We start from the raw sequence: 17,743 nt of genomic DNA, 5'->3' as shown, positions 1-17,743 counted from the left end.
CCTTTCGGTGAATGGGCGCGCGAGCGCAGCGCCCCTACACCCGGACCACACATTCAATCGCCGCGCGCTTCATGCAGAGCCGCGCGTGGCCGCAAAGCCCGGAGAATCGGATGAGTCACTTTCTTGACCGGCTGAAGTTCATGTCGCGCGTCAAGTCCACGTTTGCCGATGGACACGGCGCGGTCGTCGACGAGGACCGCAAGTGGGAAAACGGCTATCGCAGCCGCTGGCAGCACGACAAAATCGTGCGGTCGACGCACGGCGTCAATTGCACCGGATCGTGCTCGTGGAAGGTCTATGTCAAGAACGGCCTGATCACCTGGGAGACGCAGCAGACGGACTATCCGCGTACGCGCCCCGACTTGCCGAATCACGAGCCGCGCGGCTGCCCGCGTGGCGCGTCGTATAGCTGGTATGTGTACTCCGCGCAGCGCGTGAAATATCCGCTGATTCGCGGCAGGCTCGTCGAAATGTGGCGCGAGGCGCGTAAGACGCTCGATCCCGTCGAGGCATGGGCATCCATCTGCGAAGATCCGGTGAAGGCGAAGCGTTACAAGAGCGTGCGCGGCATCGGCGGCTTCGTGCGCGTGGACTGGGACACGGCGACCGAGATCATCGCGGCGGCGAACGCGCATACGATCGCGAAGTACGGGCCGGATCGCGTGATCGGTTTCTCGCCGATTCCCGCGATGTCGATGGTCTCCTACGCAGCTGGCGCTCGCTATCTGAGTCTGATCGGCGGCGCGTGCCTGTCGTTCTATGACTGGTATTGCGACCTGCCGCCGGCTTCGCCGCAAATCTGGGGCGAACAAACGGACGTGCCCGAATCGGCGGACTGGTACAACTCGACCTATCTGATGGTCTGGGGTTCGAACGTTCCGCAGACGCGCACGCCCGATGCGCACTTCTACACCGAGGTGCGCTACAAGGGCACGAAGACGGTGGCGGTGTCGTCGGATTACGGCGAGATGGTGAAGTTCGGCGACGTCTGGCTCGCGCCGAAGCAAGGCACCGATGCCGCGCTCGCGATGGCGATGGGCCATGTCGTGCTGAAGGAATTTCACGCGAGCGGCAAGTCCGCTTACTTCCGCGCGTACGTCAAGCAGTACACCGACATGCCGATGCTCGTCGTGCTGCGCGAGCACGAAGGCACGCTCGTGCCCGATCAATTCCTGCGCGCCTCGCAATTGCAAGGCAACCTCGACGAAGCGAACAACCCGCAGTGGAAGACGCTCGTCATCGATGAGAAGACCGGCGATATCGTCGCGCCCAATGGCACGATCGGCTTCCGCTGGGGCGAGCAGGCGAAGGCGGGCCGCTGGAATCTCGAACAGAACGATGCCGGCTCGGGCCGCGAAATCGATCCGCGCCTGTCGATGATCGGGGCACACGATGACGTCGTCGATGTGAGCTTCCCGTACTTCTGCGGCGAACACGAAGCCTTGCTCGCGCGGCGCGTGCCGGTGAAGCGCATCACGCTCGCGGACGGGTCGCCGGCGCTGATCGCGACCGTCTACGACCTGCAACTCGCGAACTACGGCGTCGATCAGGGCCTCGGCGGCCCGAACGTCGCGGCATCGTTCGATGACGACGTTCCCTATACGCCCGCATGGCAGGAAAAGCACACCACGGTGCCGCGCCATCTCGTGATTCAGGTGGCGCGCGAGTTCGCCGACAATGCGGATCGCACGCAGGGCAAGAGCATGGTGATCGTCGGCGCGGCGCTGAATCACTGGTATCACAACGACATGATTTATCGCGGCATCATCAACCTGTTGATGATGTGCGGCTGCGTCGGCAAGAGCGGCGGCGGCTGGGCGCACTACGTCGGCCAGGAAAAGCTGCGTCCGCAGTTCGGCTGGGCGCCGCTCGCGTTCGCGCTCGACTGGTCGCGTCCGCCGCGTCAGATGAACGGCACATCGTTCTTATATAACCACACGAGCCAGTGGCGGCACGAGAAGGTGAGCGTCGGCGAGATTCTCGGTCCGGGCGCGGATCGGTCGCGATACGCGAATCTCTCGATGATCGACCTCAACGCGAAGTCCGAGCGCATGGGCTGGCTGCCCTCCGCGCCGCAACTGGGCGCGAATCCGCTCGATATCGTCGATGCCGCGAAGCGCGCAGGCCGCGATCCGGTCGAATACACGGTCGAGCAACTGAAGTCCGGCGCGCTGAACTTCGCATGCGACGATCCCGACAATCCCGCGAATTTCCCGCGCAACATGTTCGTGTGGCGCTCGAACATTCTCGGCAGTTCGGGCAAGGGCCACGAATACTTCCTGAAGTATCTGCTCGGCACGCAGAACGCGCTTTTCGATGATGAATCGACCGCGATCAAGCCCAGCGAAGTGAAGCTGCGCGCAGCCGCCGAAGGCAAGCTCGATCTGCTGACCGTGCTCGATTTCCGCATGAGCACGACGTGTCTCTATGGCGATATCGTGCTGCCCAGCTCGACGTTCTACGAGAAGGACGACCTCAACACGTCGGACATGCATCCATTCATTCATCCGCTGTCCGAAGCGGTGCAGCCGTTGTGGGAAAGCAGGACCGACTGGGAAATCTACAAGGGCATCGCGAAGAAGTTCGCGGAAATCGGCGGCAAGCATCTCGGCACGCGCACCGACATCGTGACCACGCCGCTGATGCACGATACGCCCGGCGAACTCGGTCAGGCGTTCGAGCCGAAGGACTGGCGCGCGGGCGAATGCGACCTGATCCCCGGCAAGACGGCGCCGTCGATGACGCTCGTCGAGCGCGATTACACCGCGATTTACGACAAGTTCACATCGGTGGGACCGTTGCTGGAGAAGCTCGGCAACGGCGGCAAGGGCATTAACTGGAACACCGCGCATGAAGTGCGCGAACTCGCGGCGCTGTCCGGTGAGAAGCAGGGCCGCCCGCGTCTGGAAACAGCCGTCGATGCCGCCGAGATGATCTTGACCTTCGCGCCCGAAACCAACGGCCACGTTGCGGTGAAGGCGTGGGAAGCGCTCTCGAAGATCACGGGCCGCGATCATGCGCATCTGGCAGCGGGTCGGGAGCACGACAAGATCCGTTTTCGCGACGTGCAGGCGCAGCCGCGCAAAATTATCTCCGCGCCGACGTGGTCGGGCCTCGAATCGGAGGAAGTCAGCTACAACGCGGGCTATACCAACGTTCACGAGCTGATTCCCTGGCGCACGCTGACGGGCCGGCAGCAGTTCTATCAGGATCATCGCTGGATGCTGGATTTCGGCGAAGGTTCGTGCGTCTACAAGCCCGCGATCGATACGAAGACCATCGCGCCGATGCTCGGTGCGAAGTCCAACGGCGAGCACGAGCTCGCGCTCAACTGGATCACGCCGCACCAGAAATGGGGTATTCATTCGACCTATACGGACAACCTGCGCATGCTCACGCTGTCGCGCGGCGGGCCGCACGTGTGGGTATCGGAGGCGGAAGCGAAAGAAGCCGGACTCGCCGATAACGACTGGGTCGAAGTGTTCAACACGAATGGCACGCTGACGGCGCGCGTCGTGGTGAGCCAGCGCGTGCCGCGCGGCATGTGCCTCATGTATCACGCTCAGGAAAAGATCATCAACGTGCCGGGCGCGGAAACGAGCGGCATGCGCGGCGGCATCCATAACTCGGTGACGCGCACGGTGCTGAAGCCGACGCACATGATCGGCGGATACGCGCAGCAGGCGTATGGCTTCAACTATTACGGCACCGTGGGCAGCAACCGCGATGAATACGTGATCGTGCGCAAGATGAAGAAAGTGGACTGGCTCGAAGGCCCGCTCAAGGAAGGAGCAGCATCATGAAGATCCGCGCCCAGGTGGCGATGGTCCTGAATCTGGACAAGTGCATCGGCTGTCATACGTGCTCCGTGACGTGCAAGAACGTGTGGACGTCGCGCGATGGCGTCGAATACGCGTGGTTCAACAACGTCGAGACGAAGCCAGGCATCGGCTACCCGAAGGAATGGGAAAACCAGGAGAAGTGGAACGGCGGCTGGGCGCGCAAAAGCGACGGGCGCCTCGAGCCGCGCCAGGGCGGCAAGCTGAAGGTGCTGGCCAACCTATTCGCGAATCCGAACCTGCCCGCCATCGACGACTATTACGAGCCGTTCACCTACGACTACGAGCACTTGCAGAAAGCCCCGCTGTCCCAGACGCCGCCGACGGCGCGCCCGGTATCGGCCATTACCGGCAAGAAGATGGACAAGATCCACTGGGGGCCGAACTGGGAAGACGACCTCGGCGGCGAGTTCGCTTCGCGCAGCCGCGACAAGCTCTTCGACAACGTGCAGAAGGAGATGTACTCGAGCTTCGAGAACACCTTCATGATGTATCTGCCGCGCCTGTGTGAGCATTGTCTGAATCCGGCGTGCGTGGCGTCGTGCCCGTCCGGCTCGGTCTACAAGCGCGAGGACGACGGCATCGTGCTCGTCGATCAGGACAAGTGCCGTGGCTGGCGCATGTGCGTCTCCGGTTGCCCGTACAAGAAGATGTACTTCAACTGGAAGTCGGGCAAGGCGGAGAAATGCGTGTTCTGCTTCCCGCGCATCGAAGCGGGCCAGCCGACCGTCTGTTCCGAGACGTGCGTCGGGCGCATCCGCTACCTCGGCGTGATGCTGTATGACGCGGATCGCATCGGGCACGCGGCATCGGTCGAGCGGACGACGGGCCTGTATCAGTCGCAACTGGACGTGTTCCTCGATCCGAACGATCCGCACGTGCAAGCGGAAGCGCTACGTCAGGGCATATCGCAAAGCTGGCTCGATGCCGCGGTGCGCTCGCCGGTGTATCGCATGGCGGTGGAGTGGAAGATCGCGTTTCCGCTGCATCCGGAATACCGCACGCTGCCGATGGTCTGGTACGTGCCGCCGCTCTCGCCGATTCAATCCGCCGCAGACGTCGGCCATCTGGGCATGAACGGCATGATCCCTGATGTTCAGAGCCTGCGCATTCCGATGCGCTATCTCGCCAATCTCTTGACGGCGGGCGACGAAGCGCCGATTGTCGATGCGCTGAGCCGCATGCTGACGATGCGCGCCTACAAGCGTGCGGAAACGGTGCATGGCGTGGCCGACGATGCGATTCTGCGCGACGCGGGCCTCACCGCGTCGCAAGTCGAAGACATGTATCAACTGATGGCGATTGCCAATTACGAGGACCGCTTCGTGGTGCCGTCGTCGCACAAGGAAATGGCCGAGGACAGCTTCGACGAGAAGGGCAGTTGCGGATTCTCGTTCGGCAACGGCTGCTCGTCGGGTGTATCGAATGGATCGCTGTTCGGCACGCAGGTGCGGGGCGAGTTCGCTTACGCGCACTTGCCGAAGTCGCGCAAGAAAGCCGTCTGAAGAAGGAATGACGATGTCGCTCTATCCCACACTTTCCGCTTTGCTGGACTATCCGGAAGCCGCGCTGATCGATGCGCTGCCGGAAATCGAAGGCGCGCTCGCTGCGTCGCCGCGTGCGCGAGCGAGCCTGTCGCCGCTCGTCGATGCGCTGAAGTCGCGCTCGCTGATCGAATCGCAGGAGATCTACGTCGCGACCTTCGATCGCACGCCGTCGCAATCGCTGCATATGTTCGAGCACGTGCACGGCGAAAGCCGCGACCGTGGCCCCGCGATGGTCGATCTGCTCGATGAATATCGTGCGCTCGGGCTCGAAGTGACGAGCAACGAATTGCCGGATTACGTGCCGCTCTTTCTCGAAGTGCTCGGTCTCATCGATCCCGCTAAGGCGCAGACGCTGCTCGATGAAGCGATTCACGTGCTGAACGCGATCGGCGAGCGGCTCGCGAAGAACGAAAGTCCTTATGCGGGCGTGTTCGACGTGCTGCGCCCGCTCGCTTCCGTCGAGCCTCGCCCGCTCACGCAACCGCCCGTGCGCGACATGGACGAGGCGCTCGAAATGTTCGGGCCCGGTCACGATGGCGTCGAGCCGCTGCTCGTGCCGTCGCGTGGTTCTTCGACGCAGACTATCCGTTTTCATCCGACCGTAAAGGAGGCACGATGAACACCTTCCTGTTCGGCATCTATCCGTATATCGCGGCGTGCATCTTTCTGTTCGGCAGCCTGATGCGCTTCGAGCGCGAGCAATACAGTTGGAAAGCCGATAGCACGCAACTCATCGAGCGCGGCAATCTGCGGCTCGGGAACATCCTCTTTCATGTCGGCATTCTGGGGCTGTTCTTCGGGCATCTGTTCGGCCTGCTCACGCCCGTCGCGGTATGGGACTGGCTCGGCGTCGCGCATCGCGTGAAGCAGGCAGTCGCGATGACCGCGGGCGGCGTGATGGGAACGATGTGCCTCGCGGGCCTCGTGATCCTGCTGCATCGCCGTCTGACGAGCGCGCGGCTTTCCGCCGTCACGAAGACCGGCGACCGCGTGCTGCTGCTGTGGATATTCATCACGCTGCTGCTCGGTTTGTCGACCATCGGCGAATCCGCCGGCCACATGGACGGCGCGATGATGGTCAGCCTGATGACCTGGGCGCAGCATATCTTCACGTTCCAGGGCGATGCGGCGAGCCATGTCGCGAACGCGCCGCTGCTGTTCCGCGTGCATCTCTTCATGGGCATGAGCCTGTTCGTGATCTTTCCGTTCACGCGCCTCGTGCACGTATGGAGCGGCTTCGCGTCGGTGACGTACGTCGCGCGCGCGTGGCAGCTCGTGCGCAGCCGCTGAACATGGAGACGGTCGCGGTTCATCCACCGATGCGCGAGCGGCTCGCGACCCGCATCGTCATGTTGTCGGCGGTGGCGCTCGTGCTCGTGCTGACGATGATCGGCGGCACGCTATGGCTTTCGTGGCAGCTTCAGGGCGCGGGTGCCGCGATCAACGATGCCGGCAGCTTGCGCATGCGCGCAAACGCCGTCGGCATTGCGCTGCTCTCGGCGCAGCGTGATGGCAACGCAGCGGCGGCGGACGAACACATCGCGCTGATGAACGCCACACTCGATCGTCTGCGGCGCGGCGATGCAGCGCGTCCGCTTTTCCTTCCCGACGATGCTGGCATTCGCCAGCAATTCGGCAGCGTCGCCGATGCGTGGCACAAGCGCCTGGAACCTGCGGCGCGCGATACGGCGAACGCATCGCGCTATCTGGCGGCGTTGCCTTCGTTCGTCGCGGGCGCCGACACGCTCGTCAAGCTCATCGAACAGGAGAACGCGCGCAAGACCGCGTGGCTGCGCATCTCGCAGATGGCGCTCGCGGCGCTGTCGTGTCTTGGCACGGTGGCGATCGTGTATCTGTTGTATCTGTGGTTCGTCGCGCCCGTGCAGCGTTTGCAGGACGGACTCGCGCGCATCCAGCGGCGCGATTTCGATGTACGGCTGCCGGTCGAATCGCACGATGAGTTCGGCAATCTGGCCGAAGGCTTCAACCGGATGGCCGCCGAATTGCAGGCGCTTTACGGCGATCTGGCCGGGCGCGTCGAAGCGAAGACGGCGGAGCTTGCGGCGCAGAATCGCGAGCTGACCGCGCTGTATGAGATGACTGCGTTCCTCAATTTGCCCAATGACGTCCCCGCGTTATGCGACGGTTTCATCGCGCGTCTGACGCATCAGTTCGACGCATCGGGTGCGACCGTCCGCCTGGTTTCCGACGAGGACGATCGCCTGCATCTCGTTGCATCTCACGGGGTGCCGCCCGAACTGCTCGACGCCGAACGCTGCATGCCCGTCGACGATTGCCTGCTCGGCGATGCCGCGACGCAAGGCGCGGGCGTCGTCCACGATGCGGGGCGCATGAGTCAGCGGCCGTGTCAGATCGACGCATCGGCGGGCGTGACCGCGTTCGGTATCGTGTCGCAGGGCGAGAAGCTCGGCTCGTTCTCGCTGCACTTCGACACGAAGCGCCCGATCCCCGCATCCGAGATGAAGCTGCTGGAAACGCTCGGCAAGCACTTCGGCACTGCGCTCAAGAATCGCCGGCTAGCGGCGCTCGAACGGCAATTCGCGGTATCGGAAGAACGGAACCTCGTCGCTCAGGGCTTGCACGACAGCATCGCGCAAAGTCTCAACTTCCTGAAGATGCAGGTGCATCTGCTCGATGCCGCCGCCCGCGACGCACGCATGGACGAAATACGCGAGATCGTCCCGCTGCTGCAGGGCGGCGTCGCGGAAAGCTACGACGACGTGCGCGAACTGCTCGACAACTTCCGCTCGAAGCTCGGCAGCGGCAAATTTCGGTACGCGGTGGAAAGCACGATCGAACGCTTTCGATCGCAGGCGGGCATACCGGTGACGCTGGAGTATCGCGAAGCGGGCGGGCCGCCGCTCGCGGCGGATCATCAGCTACAGATCATTTTCATCCTGCAGGAAGCGTTGTCGAACGTGCGCAAGCATGCCGAAGCAAGTCGGGTTCATGTGACGATCGTCAACGATAGCGAATTCCGGCTCTTGGTCGAAGACGATGGCCAAGGCTACGATCCTAACGATATGGGTTTCCTTGACGAAAGGCACGTTGGTTTTCACATCATGCGAGAGCGCGCGGAACGGCTGTCAGCCACGCTTCAACTGACCGGATCGCCGGGGCGCGGCGCGCGCGTCGAACTCGTGCTGCCCACTCACGCGCGTCAGGCCGTCTGACGCTTCTCATCATGGCCACACGCATCCTGCTCATCGACGATCACACGCTGTTCCGCTCGGGCGTGCGCGCGCTGCTGCAGCGCACGCCGGATTTCGAGATCGTCGGTGAAGCGGCGGACGGGCTGGAGGGCATCAAGCGGGCGAAGCAGTTCTGCCCCGATGTGATCCTGCTCGATATCAACATGCCGGGTTTGTCGGGCCTAGAAACGTTGCGGCTGCTCGTGCAGGACTTGCCGCAGACGGCGGTGGTCATGCTGACGGTCTCCGAAGATGTCGATGAACTCACTGTCGCGCTCCGCGACGGCGCGTGCGGCTATCTGCTGAAGAACATCGAAGCGGACACGCTCGCGGCGGCCATTCGCAAGGCGGCGGCGGGCCAGCCGGTCATCGCCGATGACATGACCGTCAAGCTCGTCGCGAGCATGCGCCGTCCAGCGCCAGCGATGCAAGGCGACGCCGCGCCGGTCGTCAGCGCATCGGCGGCGGCCGATCCGCTCACCTCGCGCGAACGCGACATCATCCGCGAACTGTCGCGCGGCGGGAGCAACAAGGAAATCGCGCGCGCGCTGTCGCTCGCGGAGAGCACCGTCAAGATCCACGTGCGCAACATTCTGCGCAAACTGAATTTCACGAGCCGCGTTCAGGTCGCGCTCTATGCAGCCGGGCGCGATGCCGCGTCCGTGCTCTCCGAATCCAATTGAACGCCTCATGCGTCGGGCATGTCATGAGCGCGTTGTCAGGCAGTCACATCATGAATCGAAATCAAGCTGAAACTTCGTCTTCTTCGACGTCCGCGCATTACGGCTTCGCGCCGCTCAAAATTCGCGGGCGCAGCGTGCTGCCCATCGTGCAGGGCGGCATGGGCGTCGGCATCTCGGCGCACCGGCTCGCGGGCAGCGTCGCGCGGGAAGGCGCCGTCGGGACGATCGCGAGCATCGACTTGCGTCATCATCACGCCGATCTGACGGCGGCGTGCAAGGCCGATCCGTCGCGCGAGACGCTGGAGCAGGCCAACCTCACCGCGCTTGCACGCGAGATTCGCAGTGCGCGAGCGTTGTCGGAAGGGCGCGGCATGATCGCCGTGAACGTGATGAAAGCGGTCAGCGCGCACGCCGATTACGTGCGCGTGGCCTGCGAGGGAGGCGCGGACGCCATCGTGATGGGCGCCGGCCTGCCGCTCGATTTGCCCGATCTCACGGCTGGCCACGATATCGCGCTGATCCCGATTCTCTCCGACAGCCGTGGCGTCAATCTCGTCCTCAAGAAGTGGATGAAGAAAGGGCGCTTGCCGGATGCGATCGTGATCGAACATCCGGCACATGCGGGCGGTCACCTCGGCGTGACGGATGTGGCCGATATGAACAACGAGCGCTTCGAATTCGCCCGCGTGCTCGAAGAACTGGAAGCCGTGTTCGCGACACTCGGCATCGCGCGCTCCAACGTGCCGGTGATCGTCGGGGGCGGGATCAACAGTCACGAGGCGGTGCGCGCATGGCTGACGGCGGGCGCGAACGGCGTGCAGATCGGCACGCCGTTCGCCGTCACGGAGGAAGGCGACGCGCACCCGGAATTCAAGCGTGTGCTGGCGGAAGCGACGCCGGAAGACATCGTCGAGTTCGTCAGCGTCACGGGATTGCCGGCGCGTGCCGTCAAGACGCCGTGGCTCATGCGCTATCTGCGCAACGAGGACCGCATCCGCACGAAGATCGGCGCACGCAAGCAGACTTGCCCGACGGCGCTCGAATGCCTGAGCGTGTGCGGTCTGCGCGACGGCATCGAGAAGTTCGGTCACTTTTGTATCGATACGCGGCTTGCGGCGGCGCTGCGCGGCGATGTCGGCAACGGGCTCTTCTTCCGTGGCCGCGAAAAACTGCCGTTCGGCGCGGCGATTCGCAGCGTGCGTGAGTTGATCGAACTGCTGCTCACGGGCACGACGAAGGCGGCGGCCGCCGGGTGCTGATTGACGTTTCATATCGCAACGCCGCGTTTCGGAGGTGCGCTCATCGAATGGAAGTCGTCCGATGGGCGCGGGGCCGCTAGCGTCATACGCTAAAGGCGATCAATCGAAGAGTACGACACCATGGCCAAGCGATTTCCCCTCCATCCGAAGCACCCCGAGCGCAATTGCTGGGGCTGCGACCACTATTGCGCGGCGGACGCCATGCGCTGCGGCAACGGATCGAACCGCACGCAGCATCCGGCCGAACTATTGGGCGAAGACTGGTACGAGTGCGGCGACTGGGGCCTCGATGTCGCGGACGGCGCGACATCGATCGAGCCAGCCGCGGCCAGGGCGTGACGCGGCGCGAAACGGACTGAATTCGAACGCGCGCCGGGTATTCGTCCTGCTCCTACGTCCCGGCGCAGGGTGGCTGCCTAGAATCTCGGCAATTCAACTCACCCCGTTGCCCGCCATGCGCACCAAGCTCGAATTCGAATCACCGGAAGGCCGTCTGTCCCTGCATATCGACGAGGTGCAGTTCATGGCTTACGACGCCGCCGAAACCGCGATGAAGTCGATGTACAAGTTCGTCGAGCGCATGCGCGACATGGGCCTGGGCGGTCTCGCTGAAACACATGCGCGCGTGTGCGCGCAGAATCGCGTCAACGTGATGGAACTGCGCGAGGCGCACGACGACGCGCAAACGCTGCTCGCATGCGGCGCAGTAGGCGATGCGATGGCGGACACCATCACGCCCCGGCTCGAGATTTTGCGCGAGGACATTGCGCGGACGCATCGGCAGATGCGCGAGAGCGTGGATCGGCTGGCCGCATTGTCGGCCGCGTGTCATCAGGCGTTGAGCCAGATTCCGGGCTACACGCCGCCCAAGCGCGCGATCGGCTGACGCGCCTTCATCCCCCCGAGTATTTCCGAAGCAGCGCATTGACGTCGATGCGCTGCCCTTGCAGCAGAAGCAGCCGCGCGTGCAATACCAGGTTTTCAATTAAAAGCAGCGCGGTCGTGAGCATGTAGGTGAGATTGACATCGCCCGCATTGAGGCCGCTGGCCTGCAGGTTGCGATGCTTCTCCAGTAGCGACGTCAACACGAGGCTGCGCAATTCGGGTTCACCGAACGGCAGATCGCCGTAATCGACGGGATCTTCCCGTTCGAGTTCCGCGAGCAGGCCTGTCAATTCGCTGATGGTCACTTCCATGACGTCTCCGGCGTGAGCATGCGTGGAGGGCGACAGCGTCTCCATGATGCCACGTGTCGGCCGGCGGCATCATCGCGCGATGAGCGGTAGACTGAATCGTCCATTTTGTCCGACCGATCAGCACGATGCCCAGGCGCACGCCCGAACCGTGGTATCACCCGCCGCAGGAAGAAATCTGCGCGTTGTGCGGCCGTCCCGTGCCGCCTTCGGAGCGCGACTTGCATCATCTCGTGCCGAAGTCGCAGGGCGGCAAGGAGACGGCGGTGTTTCATCGTATTTGTCATCGGCAACTGCATGCGTTGTTCACCGAGAAGCAACTGGCGCAGCAGTTCTCCACCGTCGAAGCACTGCTTGCCGATGACACCGTGCGCGGCTTCGTCGAGTGGGTCAAGACGAAGCCGAACGGTTTCTATCAGCGCACGCGGCGGTCGTCGCGCAAGTCGTAGCCGCGCGGGCCGGGCGTCCATTGTGCGCAGGGCACCTCCTTGTTCAGCGCCGCCATGCCGAAGCGCTGCATGACGAAGCTCTCCAGCACGAGATAAAGATCCGCTTCGCGCGGCCGCGTCCCCCAGCGGCTGTTGCCCGCCACCGACGCCACCGTGAACCACGAGTGCGGCGGAAACAGCTCGACGCGCAGCATGTCGTCCTGCAATATCCTGAGCCGCCCGGTGTCGGGATGGAACTCGGCGGTGACGGTTCCGCCCGGTAGATCGATGTGCACCCTCGTCGCATTCGCTTGCATGGTCTCGCCCTCTTTGTGGTTCCGATACGGTGCCGGCACGTTCGTGACAACGTTATGACGCCCGTTCGCTCTCGAATAGTCCCGCTTAAGGAGGGGCGCATGTGGTGCCGCCCCGCCGTTCATGCAGAGATATTCCGATAGGCATACAGTAATGAGGTTGCGTCCTGACGCCGAAGTATCGGCGGCATCGGCAACGAAGCAGCAACGGATGCAAAGCGTGGTGGCGAAGGTTCGCTCCCGCACATAAAATGCCGCGCAACAGGCGCGGACCCGCCTGATCTGGCCGCGTCTTCGCAACGGTTGAAGACGCGAGTCTCATGCCGATACACCCAAATCGAAGAGGAAATTCGTCCATGTACAAAGCGTATTCGTATGCAGCATCCGCAGCGGACAAGCCGCTCGGTCCGCTCGAGGTTCAACGCCGCGACGTCGGCCCGAACGACGTGCGCATCGACATTCTTTTTTGCGGCGTCTGCCACTCCGATCTGCACATGGCGCGCAACGAGTGGGGCGGCACGAACTATCCGGTCGTGCCGGGTCACGAGATCGTCGGGCGCGTGGCGGAAGTCGGATCGGAGGTAACGAAGTTCAAGGCGGGCGATCTCGCGGGCGTCGGCTGCATGGTCGATTCGTGCCGTGTCTGCGAATCCTGCAAGGAAGGTCTCGAACAGTATTGCGAAGGTCCGGACGGCTTCATTCAAACGTATAACTCGCCGGACAAAAAGTCGGGCGGCGTGACCTACGGCGGCTATTCGACGTCGATCGTCGTCGATGAAGCCTTCACGCTGCGCGTCCCCGAGAATCTCGAACTGGCCGCGGTGGCGCCGTTGCTGTGCGCAGGCATCACGACTTATTCGCCGCTGCGTCACTGGAACGTGAAACCGGGCGACAAAGTGGGCATCGTGGGCCTGGGCGGCCTGGGACATATGGGCGTGAAGATCGCAGCGGCGATGGGCGCGCATGTCGTGCTCTTCACCACGTCGCCGAACAAGACCGAGGATGCGAAGCGGCTTGGCGCACATGAGGTCGTCGTGTCGAAGGACCCGGACCAGATGGCCGCGCACGCGAACAGTTTCGACTACATCCTGAACACGGTAGCGGCGTCGCACAACCTCGACCAGTTCATTGCGCTGCTCAAGCGCGACGGCACGATGACGCTGGTCGGCGCGCCGGAGCATCCGCATCCGTCGCCGTCGGTGATGAACATGATTTTCAAGCGGCGCTCGCTCGCGGGATCGCTGATCGGCGGTATCGCTGAGACGCAGGAAATGCTGGATTTCTGCGGCAAGCATGGCATTACGTCGGACATCGAAATGATTCGCATGGATGAGATCGATACCGCTTACGAACGCATGCTGAAGAGCGATGTGAAGTATCGGTTCGTGATCGACATGGGGACGATGGAGCGCTAAGGCGCGATGTGAGAAGGGCTCGGCGGAGCCCTTCTTCATTTGAAGCACACGGCGCGGTCGATGTGTAACGATCCGCGCTGCCGTTCCCTCACATGAAGCAAACGGACCTTCGCCTTGCGTGCGGGCGCCAATGGGACGCGGAATCAAGACCTGCTCTGCCATTCTCCCGCGCTTCTTATGACGACGAAGCTGATCAGTTTCTTTGCGACCCGCGACGCGCACGCGTTCTTCGAGAATCATCGGCGATACTGCGCGAATTCGTGGACGCCAGCCGTATCGCGTGGGCGCATCTGCGCTTACTGCTGAAATACCAGACGTTGCTGCGCACCCTGCGCGCAATGCCCGAAAGCGAGCTCGTTCTGCTGCTGACGCAGGACTGCCTCATCGTGCGTGATATCGACCGGCGACGCCGAAAGCGACACGGTCATCGGGGCGTTCGAACTTTGGCGCAACACGGCTGCATCGCGCGAGATGGTGGAACGACTGGGCGCGCGCACCGGGTTCGGCTCGATGACCGTCAGCGAGTCAGCGTTGCTTCGCACGACGTCGCCGTTCGCGTTTGCGACGTGCTTTCATGGCGTGCATCCGTGGTGCCCGCGGCGTGGCATATCGATCCGGTCTGGACACAATGCCGCGCCTTCGCGATCGCGCTCGAGGGTCTTCCCGCGGCGCCGCCCAGCCAGCCGGTCCATGCGGATCTGCGCGACCTCTTCGCGGAGCACATCAACGAGTGTCAGGCGAAAGGACGGCCTTATCTGACTCTTCCGTCGCAGTCCGAATCACAAGCAGTCGATACGCCCTACCAGGCGCTGAATGCCGACTCGCCGATCGCGCTGGTCGTCCTTTACACGCCGAACATCCGCGCGTATGGCGAGATCGCCGAGCGCAACCTGCGTCGCTATTGCGCGCGTCATGGCTACGCATTGCATGCGTACCGCGATGCGCCGCAGGAGGCCGGACAGAACGCGAGCGGCAACTGGCCGAAGCCGTGGGTGCTGCGCCGCCATTTGCCTGCGCACGAGTGGGTCGTGTGGATCGATGCGGACGTGCTCGTCATCGATCAATCGACGCCGCTGATGCGCTGCTCGCGAATCGCGATCGCCTCATCGCGATGGACATGAGCTGGCAGTTCGACTCGGGCATCATGAGCTTACGACGCACGCAGGCGAACTTCGATGCTCTCGGGGAAGTCGAGCAGGCCATCGGCGGGGTCGCGGACAAGTCGTCGACATACGCGAGCGGCGGCGATCAGGACGCGTTCATCGAGGTGCTCGCGCGGCACGGCATGGCAAACGACGCGGAACTCGCCGACTGCATCACGTTGAACACGCCGTATCAGTTGCAGAAGCCGGACAGCTTCATGGTCCACTACATGCACATGTGGCCGTCGCTGCGCGCGCTTGCCATGCATCACGGCGATCTTGCGAGCCAGATGCTGACCGGGCGGCGAGCCTGAGCGTAGAAAGTCATTCGTAAGAAAGCTTGGCTTGCTGCAACGCAATACGCTGAAAAGCCTGAAGAACCTAGTCGTTACTTTCGCCGATGGCGGGCCGTCCGCCGCCGCGCGTGAAGTAAAATGCGGACCTCATTCCACGATAAGACGACGCATGTTGCGCAAGGCCTGGCGCGGGGAAGAACGCTTCTGGAAAGTCTGGTGGCTGCTCGGCCTGCCGTTGCATCTCGCATGGTGGGCCGTCTATCTGTACCTGTGGGGCACCGGCGTCCCGCCGGAATCGTTCCTTCTGATGACCATCTGGTTCTGGCCCGGCATGCTCGGCCTGTTCGCCGGGTGCGGCGCGCTGTATCTCGCGTGGTGCACGGCGGCGTGGCGATGCGCGGCTAACGTCGACCGCCGCGTCTGGACGTATGTGGCGCGCGTGCTGATCGGCGTCGGCCTCGGTTCGTTTCTCACCGAGTGCGCGCTGATTCTGACCGCGCCGCTGCTAGCGGGATAACGCGCCCGGCTTCGAATTCAGCCGCCCGAGCCTTCCTCGTCGCAAATTAAGCGTTCTCGCAAAAACCCCAAGCGACGACGCCGGTCGGCCACGCTACCATCGCCCACATCGAGATGGAGACGTTACGCGCGAGGAGACATCGCTTGGCCTACGACCCGACCATCCGCAAGAAGCCGGAAGCGTTGCGCAGCCATCGCTGGTATGGCGTGAACGATCTGCGCTCCTTCGGCCACCGCTCGCGCACGGCGCAGATGGGCTATCACCCGTCCGATTACATGGGCAAGCCGGTCATCGCCATCGTCAATACGTGGAGCGAGATCAACCCCTGCCACACGCATTTCAAGCAGCGCGTCGAGGAAGTCAAACGCGGCGTCTGGCAGGCGGGCGGCTTTCCCGTCGAAATGCCCGTGATGACGCTGGCCGAGCCGTTCCAGAAGCCGACGACGATGCTCTACCGCAACTTCCTCGCGATGGAAGTCGAGGAACTGCTGCGCTCTTATCCATTCGATGGCTGCGTGCTGATGGGCGGATGCGACAAGACCACGCCCGGCCTGCTGATGGGCGCGATCAGCATGAATCTGCCCGCGATCTTCCTCCCCGCCGGGCCGATGCTGCGCGGCAACTGGAACGGCCGCACGCTCGGCAGCGGCTCCGACACATGGAAATACTGGGCCGAACTGCGCGCGGGCAGGATCACCGAGGACGAGTGGAAGGGCGTCGAGAGCGGCATCGCTCGCTCGCCGGGTCATTGCATGACGATGGGCACCGCCTCCACGATGACGAGCGCCGCCGAAGCCCTCGGTCTCACGCTGCCGGGCTTCGCGTCGATTCCGGCCGTCGATTCGCGGCATGCGCAATTCGCGTCGCTGACCGGGCAGCGCATCGTCGAGATGGTGTGGACGGATCTGAAGCCGTCGGACATGCTCACGGCGAAGTCGTTCGATAACGCCGTCACCACCGTGCTCGCGTTGTCCGGCTCCACCAACGCGATCGTGCATCTGGTGGCCGTCGCGCGCCGGGCGGGCGTGCCGCTCACGACCGCGCGCTTCGACGAACTCGCGCGCGTGACGCCTGTCATCGGCAACGTACGTCCGGCGGGCAAGTATCTGATGGAGGACTTTTTCTACGCCGGCGGTTTGCGCGCGCTGCTTGCGGAACTGGGCGACCTGATCGATGGCGCACAGCTCACGGTCAATGGCGCGACGCTCGGCGAGAACATCGCGGGCGCGAAGATTTTCGACGACGACGTCATTCGCCGGCGCGACAACCCGCTGGTGCCAAACGATGGCCTCGCCGTGCTGACCGGCAACCTCGCGCCGGACGGCGCCGTCATCAAGCCCGCGGCGATGGAAGCGCATCTGCTACAGCATCGCGGGCCGGCGGTCGTGTTCAGGGACTACGCGGACCTGGCCGCGCGCATCGACGATGATGCACTGGACGTGACCGCCGATTCAGTCATCGTGCTCCAGCATGCGGGACCGGTCGGCGCGCCCGGCATGCCGGAGTGGGGCCAGTTGCCGATTCCGCAAAAGCTCTTGAAACAGGGCGTGCGCGACATGGTCCGCATCTCCGATGCGCGCATGAGCGGCACGAGTTACGGCGCGTGCGTGCTGCACGTTGCGCCGGAATCGTTCGTCGGCGGGCCGCTTGCGCTGGTGCGGGACGGCGATATCGTCGAACTGGACGTGCCCGCGCGCAGGCTGCATCTCGACGTAAGCGACGATGAACTCGCCGCCCGTCGCGCCGCGTGGGTGACGCCCAAGCGGCCGTTCGAACGAGGCTTCGGCGTGATGCATCAACTGCACGTGACGCAGGCGAACAAGGGTTGCGACTTCGACTTCCTCGAAGAACGCTCCGTCGCGGACGGCGGCGAGCCGGAAATCCACTGAACGAGATCA

Annotated in this window: 18 protein-coding genes; 15 read left to right on the top strand and 3 right to left on the bottom strand. The window is 63.5% G+C overall.

Annotation, left to right across the window (positions count from 1 at the left end; all coding sequences use genetic code 11):
* Positions 1-110 precede the first annotated feature (110 nt).
* From AB6804_RS18590 to AB6804_RS18550, 9 genes are all read left to right on the top strand, one after another.
* Positions 111-3,803 carry a nitrate reductase subunit alpha gene (locus AB6804_RS18590; RefSeq protein WP_370887684.1) on the top strand — a complete coding sequence of 1,231 codons (3,693 nt, stop codon included), beginning with the start codon at positions 111-113 and terminating at the stop codon, positions 3,801-3,803.
* Positions 3,800-5,344: a nitrate reductase subunit beta gene (gene narH / locus AB6804_RS18585; RefSeq protein WP_370887683.1), complete on the top strand. Its 1,545-nt coding sequence runs from the start codon at positions 3,800-3,802 to the stop codon at positions 5,342-5,344. Before AB6804_RS18590 ends, narH begins: the two co-directional genes overlap by 4 nt.
* A 13-nt stretch (positions 5,345-5,357) precedes the next feature.
* A complete protein-coding gene (narJ, locus tag AB6804_RS18580; RefSeq protein ID WP_370887682.1) occupies positions 5,358-6,005 on the top strand; it encodes a nitrate reductase molybdenum cofactor assembly chaperone in 648 nt (215 codons plus the stop codon).
* Positions 6,002-6,676: a respiratory nitrate reductase subunit gamma gene (narI, locus tag AB6804_RS18575; protein ID WP_370887681.1), complete on the top strand. Its 675-nt coding sequence runs from the start codon at positions 6,002-6,004 to the stop codon at positions 6,674-6,676. Before narJ ends, narI begins: the two co-directional genes overlap by 4 nt.
* A gap of 29 nt (positions 6,677-6,705) precedes the next feature.
* Positions 6,706-8,580: a type IV pili methyl-accepting chemotaxis transducer N-terminal domain-containing protein gene (locus AB6804_RS18570; RefSeq protein WP_370887816.1), complete on the top strand. Its 1,875-nt coding sequence runs from the start codon at positions 6,706-6,708 to the stop codon at positions 8,578-8,580.
* Between the two features lie 11 nt (positions 8,581-8,591).
* Positions 8,592-9,281, top strand: coding sequence for a response regulator (locus tag AB6804_RS18565; RefSeq protein WP_370887680.1), 690 nt, complete (start codon positions 8,592-8,594; stop codon positions 9,279-9,281).
* A gap of 50 nt (positions 9,282-9,331) precedes the next feature.
* A complete protein-coding gene (locus tag AB6804_RS18560; protein WP_370887679.1) occupies positions 9,332-10,540 on the top strand; it encodes an NAD(P)H-dependent flavin oxidoreductase in 1,209 nt (402 codons plus the stop codon).
* Between the two features lie 120 nt (positions 10,541-10,660).
* Positions 10,661-10,879, top strand: coding sequence for a DUF3079 domain-containing protein (locus AB6804_RS18555; RefSeq protein WP_370887678.1), 219 nt, complete (start codon positions 10,661-10,663; stop codon positions 10,877-10,879).
* Positions 10,880-10,994: 115 nt separating this feature from the next.
* Positions 10,995-11,426, top strand: a complete 432-nt coding sequence (locus AB6804_RS18550) for a hypothetical protein (protein ID WP_370887677.1) — start codon at positions 10,995-10,997, stop codon at positions 11,424-11,426.
* Between the two features lie 7 nt (positions 11,427-11,433).
* Here AB6804_RS18550 and AB6804_RS18545 read toward each other — a convergent pair whose 3' ends face one another.
* Positions 11,434-11,736, bottom strand: coding sequence for a hypothetical protein (locus AB6804_RS18545; RefSeq protein WP_040049062.1), 303 nt, complete (start codon positions 11,734-11,736; stop codon positions 11,434-11,436).
* Positions 11,737-11,861: 125 nt separating this feature from the next.
* Here AB6804_RS18545 and AB6804_RS18540 point away from each other — a divergent pair, with 125 nt between their 5' ends.
* On the top strand, positions 11,862-12,182 hold the full coding sequence (locus tag AB6804_RS18540; RefSeq protein WP_370887676.1) for an HNH endonuclease: 321 nt from the start codon (positions 11,862-11,864) through the stop codon (positions 12,180-12,182).
* Here AB6804_RS18540 and AB6804_RS18535 read toward each other — a convergent pair.
* Positions 12,149-12,478, bottom strand: coding sequence for a hypothetical protein (locus AB6804_RS18535; RefSeq protein WP_370887675.1), 330 nt, complete (start codon positions 12,476-12,478; stop codon positions 12,149-12,151). The genes AB6804_RS18540 and AB6804_RS18535 overlap by 34 nt on opposite strands.
* Positions 12,479-12,831: 353 nt before the next feature.
* Here AB6804_RS18535 and AB6804_RS18530 point away from each other — a divergent pair, with 353 nt between their 5' ends.
* Positions 12,832-13,890, top strand: coding sequence for an NAD(P)-dependent alcohol dehydrogenase (locus tag AB6804_RS18530; RefSeq protein ID WP_370887674.1), 1,059 nt, complete (start codon positions 12,832-12,834; stop codon positions 13,888-13,890).
* Positions 13,891-14,186: 296 nt separating this feature from the next.
* Here the strand turns inward: AB6804_RS18530 and AB6804_RS18525 are convergent, their stop codons facing one another.
* Positions 14,187-14,432 carry a hypothetical protein gene (locus tag AB6804_RS18525; RefSeq protein WP_370887673.1) on the bottom strand — a complete coding sequence of 82 codons (246 nt, stop codon included), beginning with the start codon at positions 14,430-14,432 and terminating at the stop codon, positions 14,187-14,189.
* Between the two features lie 24 nt (positions 14,433-14,456).
* On the opposite strand from AB6804_RS18525, the gene AB6804_RS18520 reads away from it, so the two are divergent.
* The 4 genes from AB6804_RS18520 to araD all read left to right on the top strand — a co-directional run bounded on the left by AB6804_RS18520 (position 14,457) and on the right by araD (position 17,734).
* Positions 14,457-15,011: a hypothetical protein gene (locus tag AB6804_RS18520; RefSeq protein ID WP_370887672.1), complete on the top strand. Its 555-nt coding sequence runs from the start codon at positions 14,457-14,459 to the stop codon at positions 15,009-15,011.
* On the top strand, positions 15,008-15,346 hold the full coding sequence (locus AB6804_RS18515) for a hypothetical protein (RefSeq protein ID WP_370887671.1): 339 nt from the start codon (positions 15,008-15,010) through the stop codon (positions 15,344-15,346). The genes AB6804_RS18520 and AB6804_RS18515 overlap by 4 nt, the downstream gene beginning before the upstream one ends.
* Before the next feature lie 151 nt (positions 15,347-15,497).
* Complete coding sequence (locus AB6804_RS18510) at positions 15,498-15,845, top strand: hypothetical protein (RefSeq protein WP_370887670.1); 348 nt, start codon at positions 15,498-15,500, stop codon at positions 15,843-15,845.
* A 143-nt stretch (positions 15,846-15,988) separates the two neighbouring features.
* On the top strand, positions 15,989-17,734 hold the full coding sequence (araD, locus tag AB6804_RS18505; RefSeq protein WP_370887669.1) for an L-arabinonate dehydratase: 1,746 nt from the start codon (positions 15,989-15,991) through the stop codon (positions 17,732-17,734).
* The last annotated feature ends 9 nt before the right edge of the window (positions 17,735-17,743 follow it).

This window comes from Caballeronia sp. RCC_10 (genome assembly GCF_041360715.1).
GTDB lineage: Bacteria > Pseudomonadota > Gammaproteobacteria > Burkholderiales > Burkholderiaceae > Caballeronia > Caballeronia grimmiae.
This window is presented reverse-complemented; position numbering and strand designations above follow the sequence as displayed.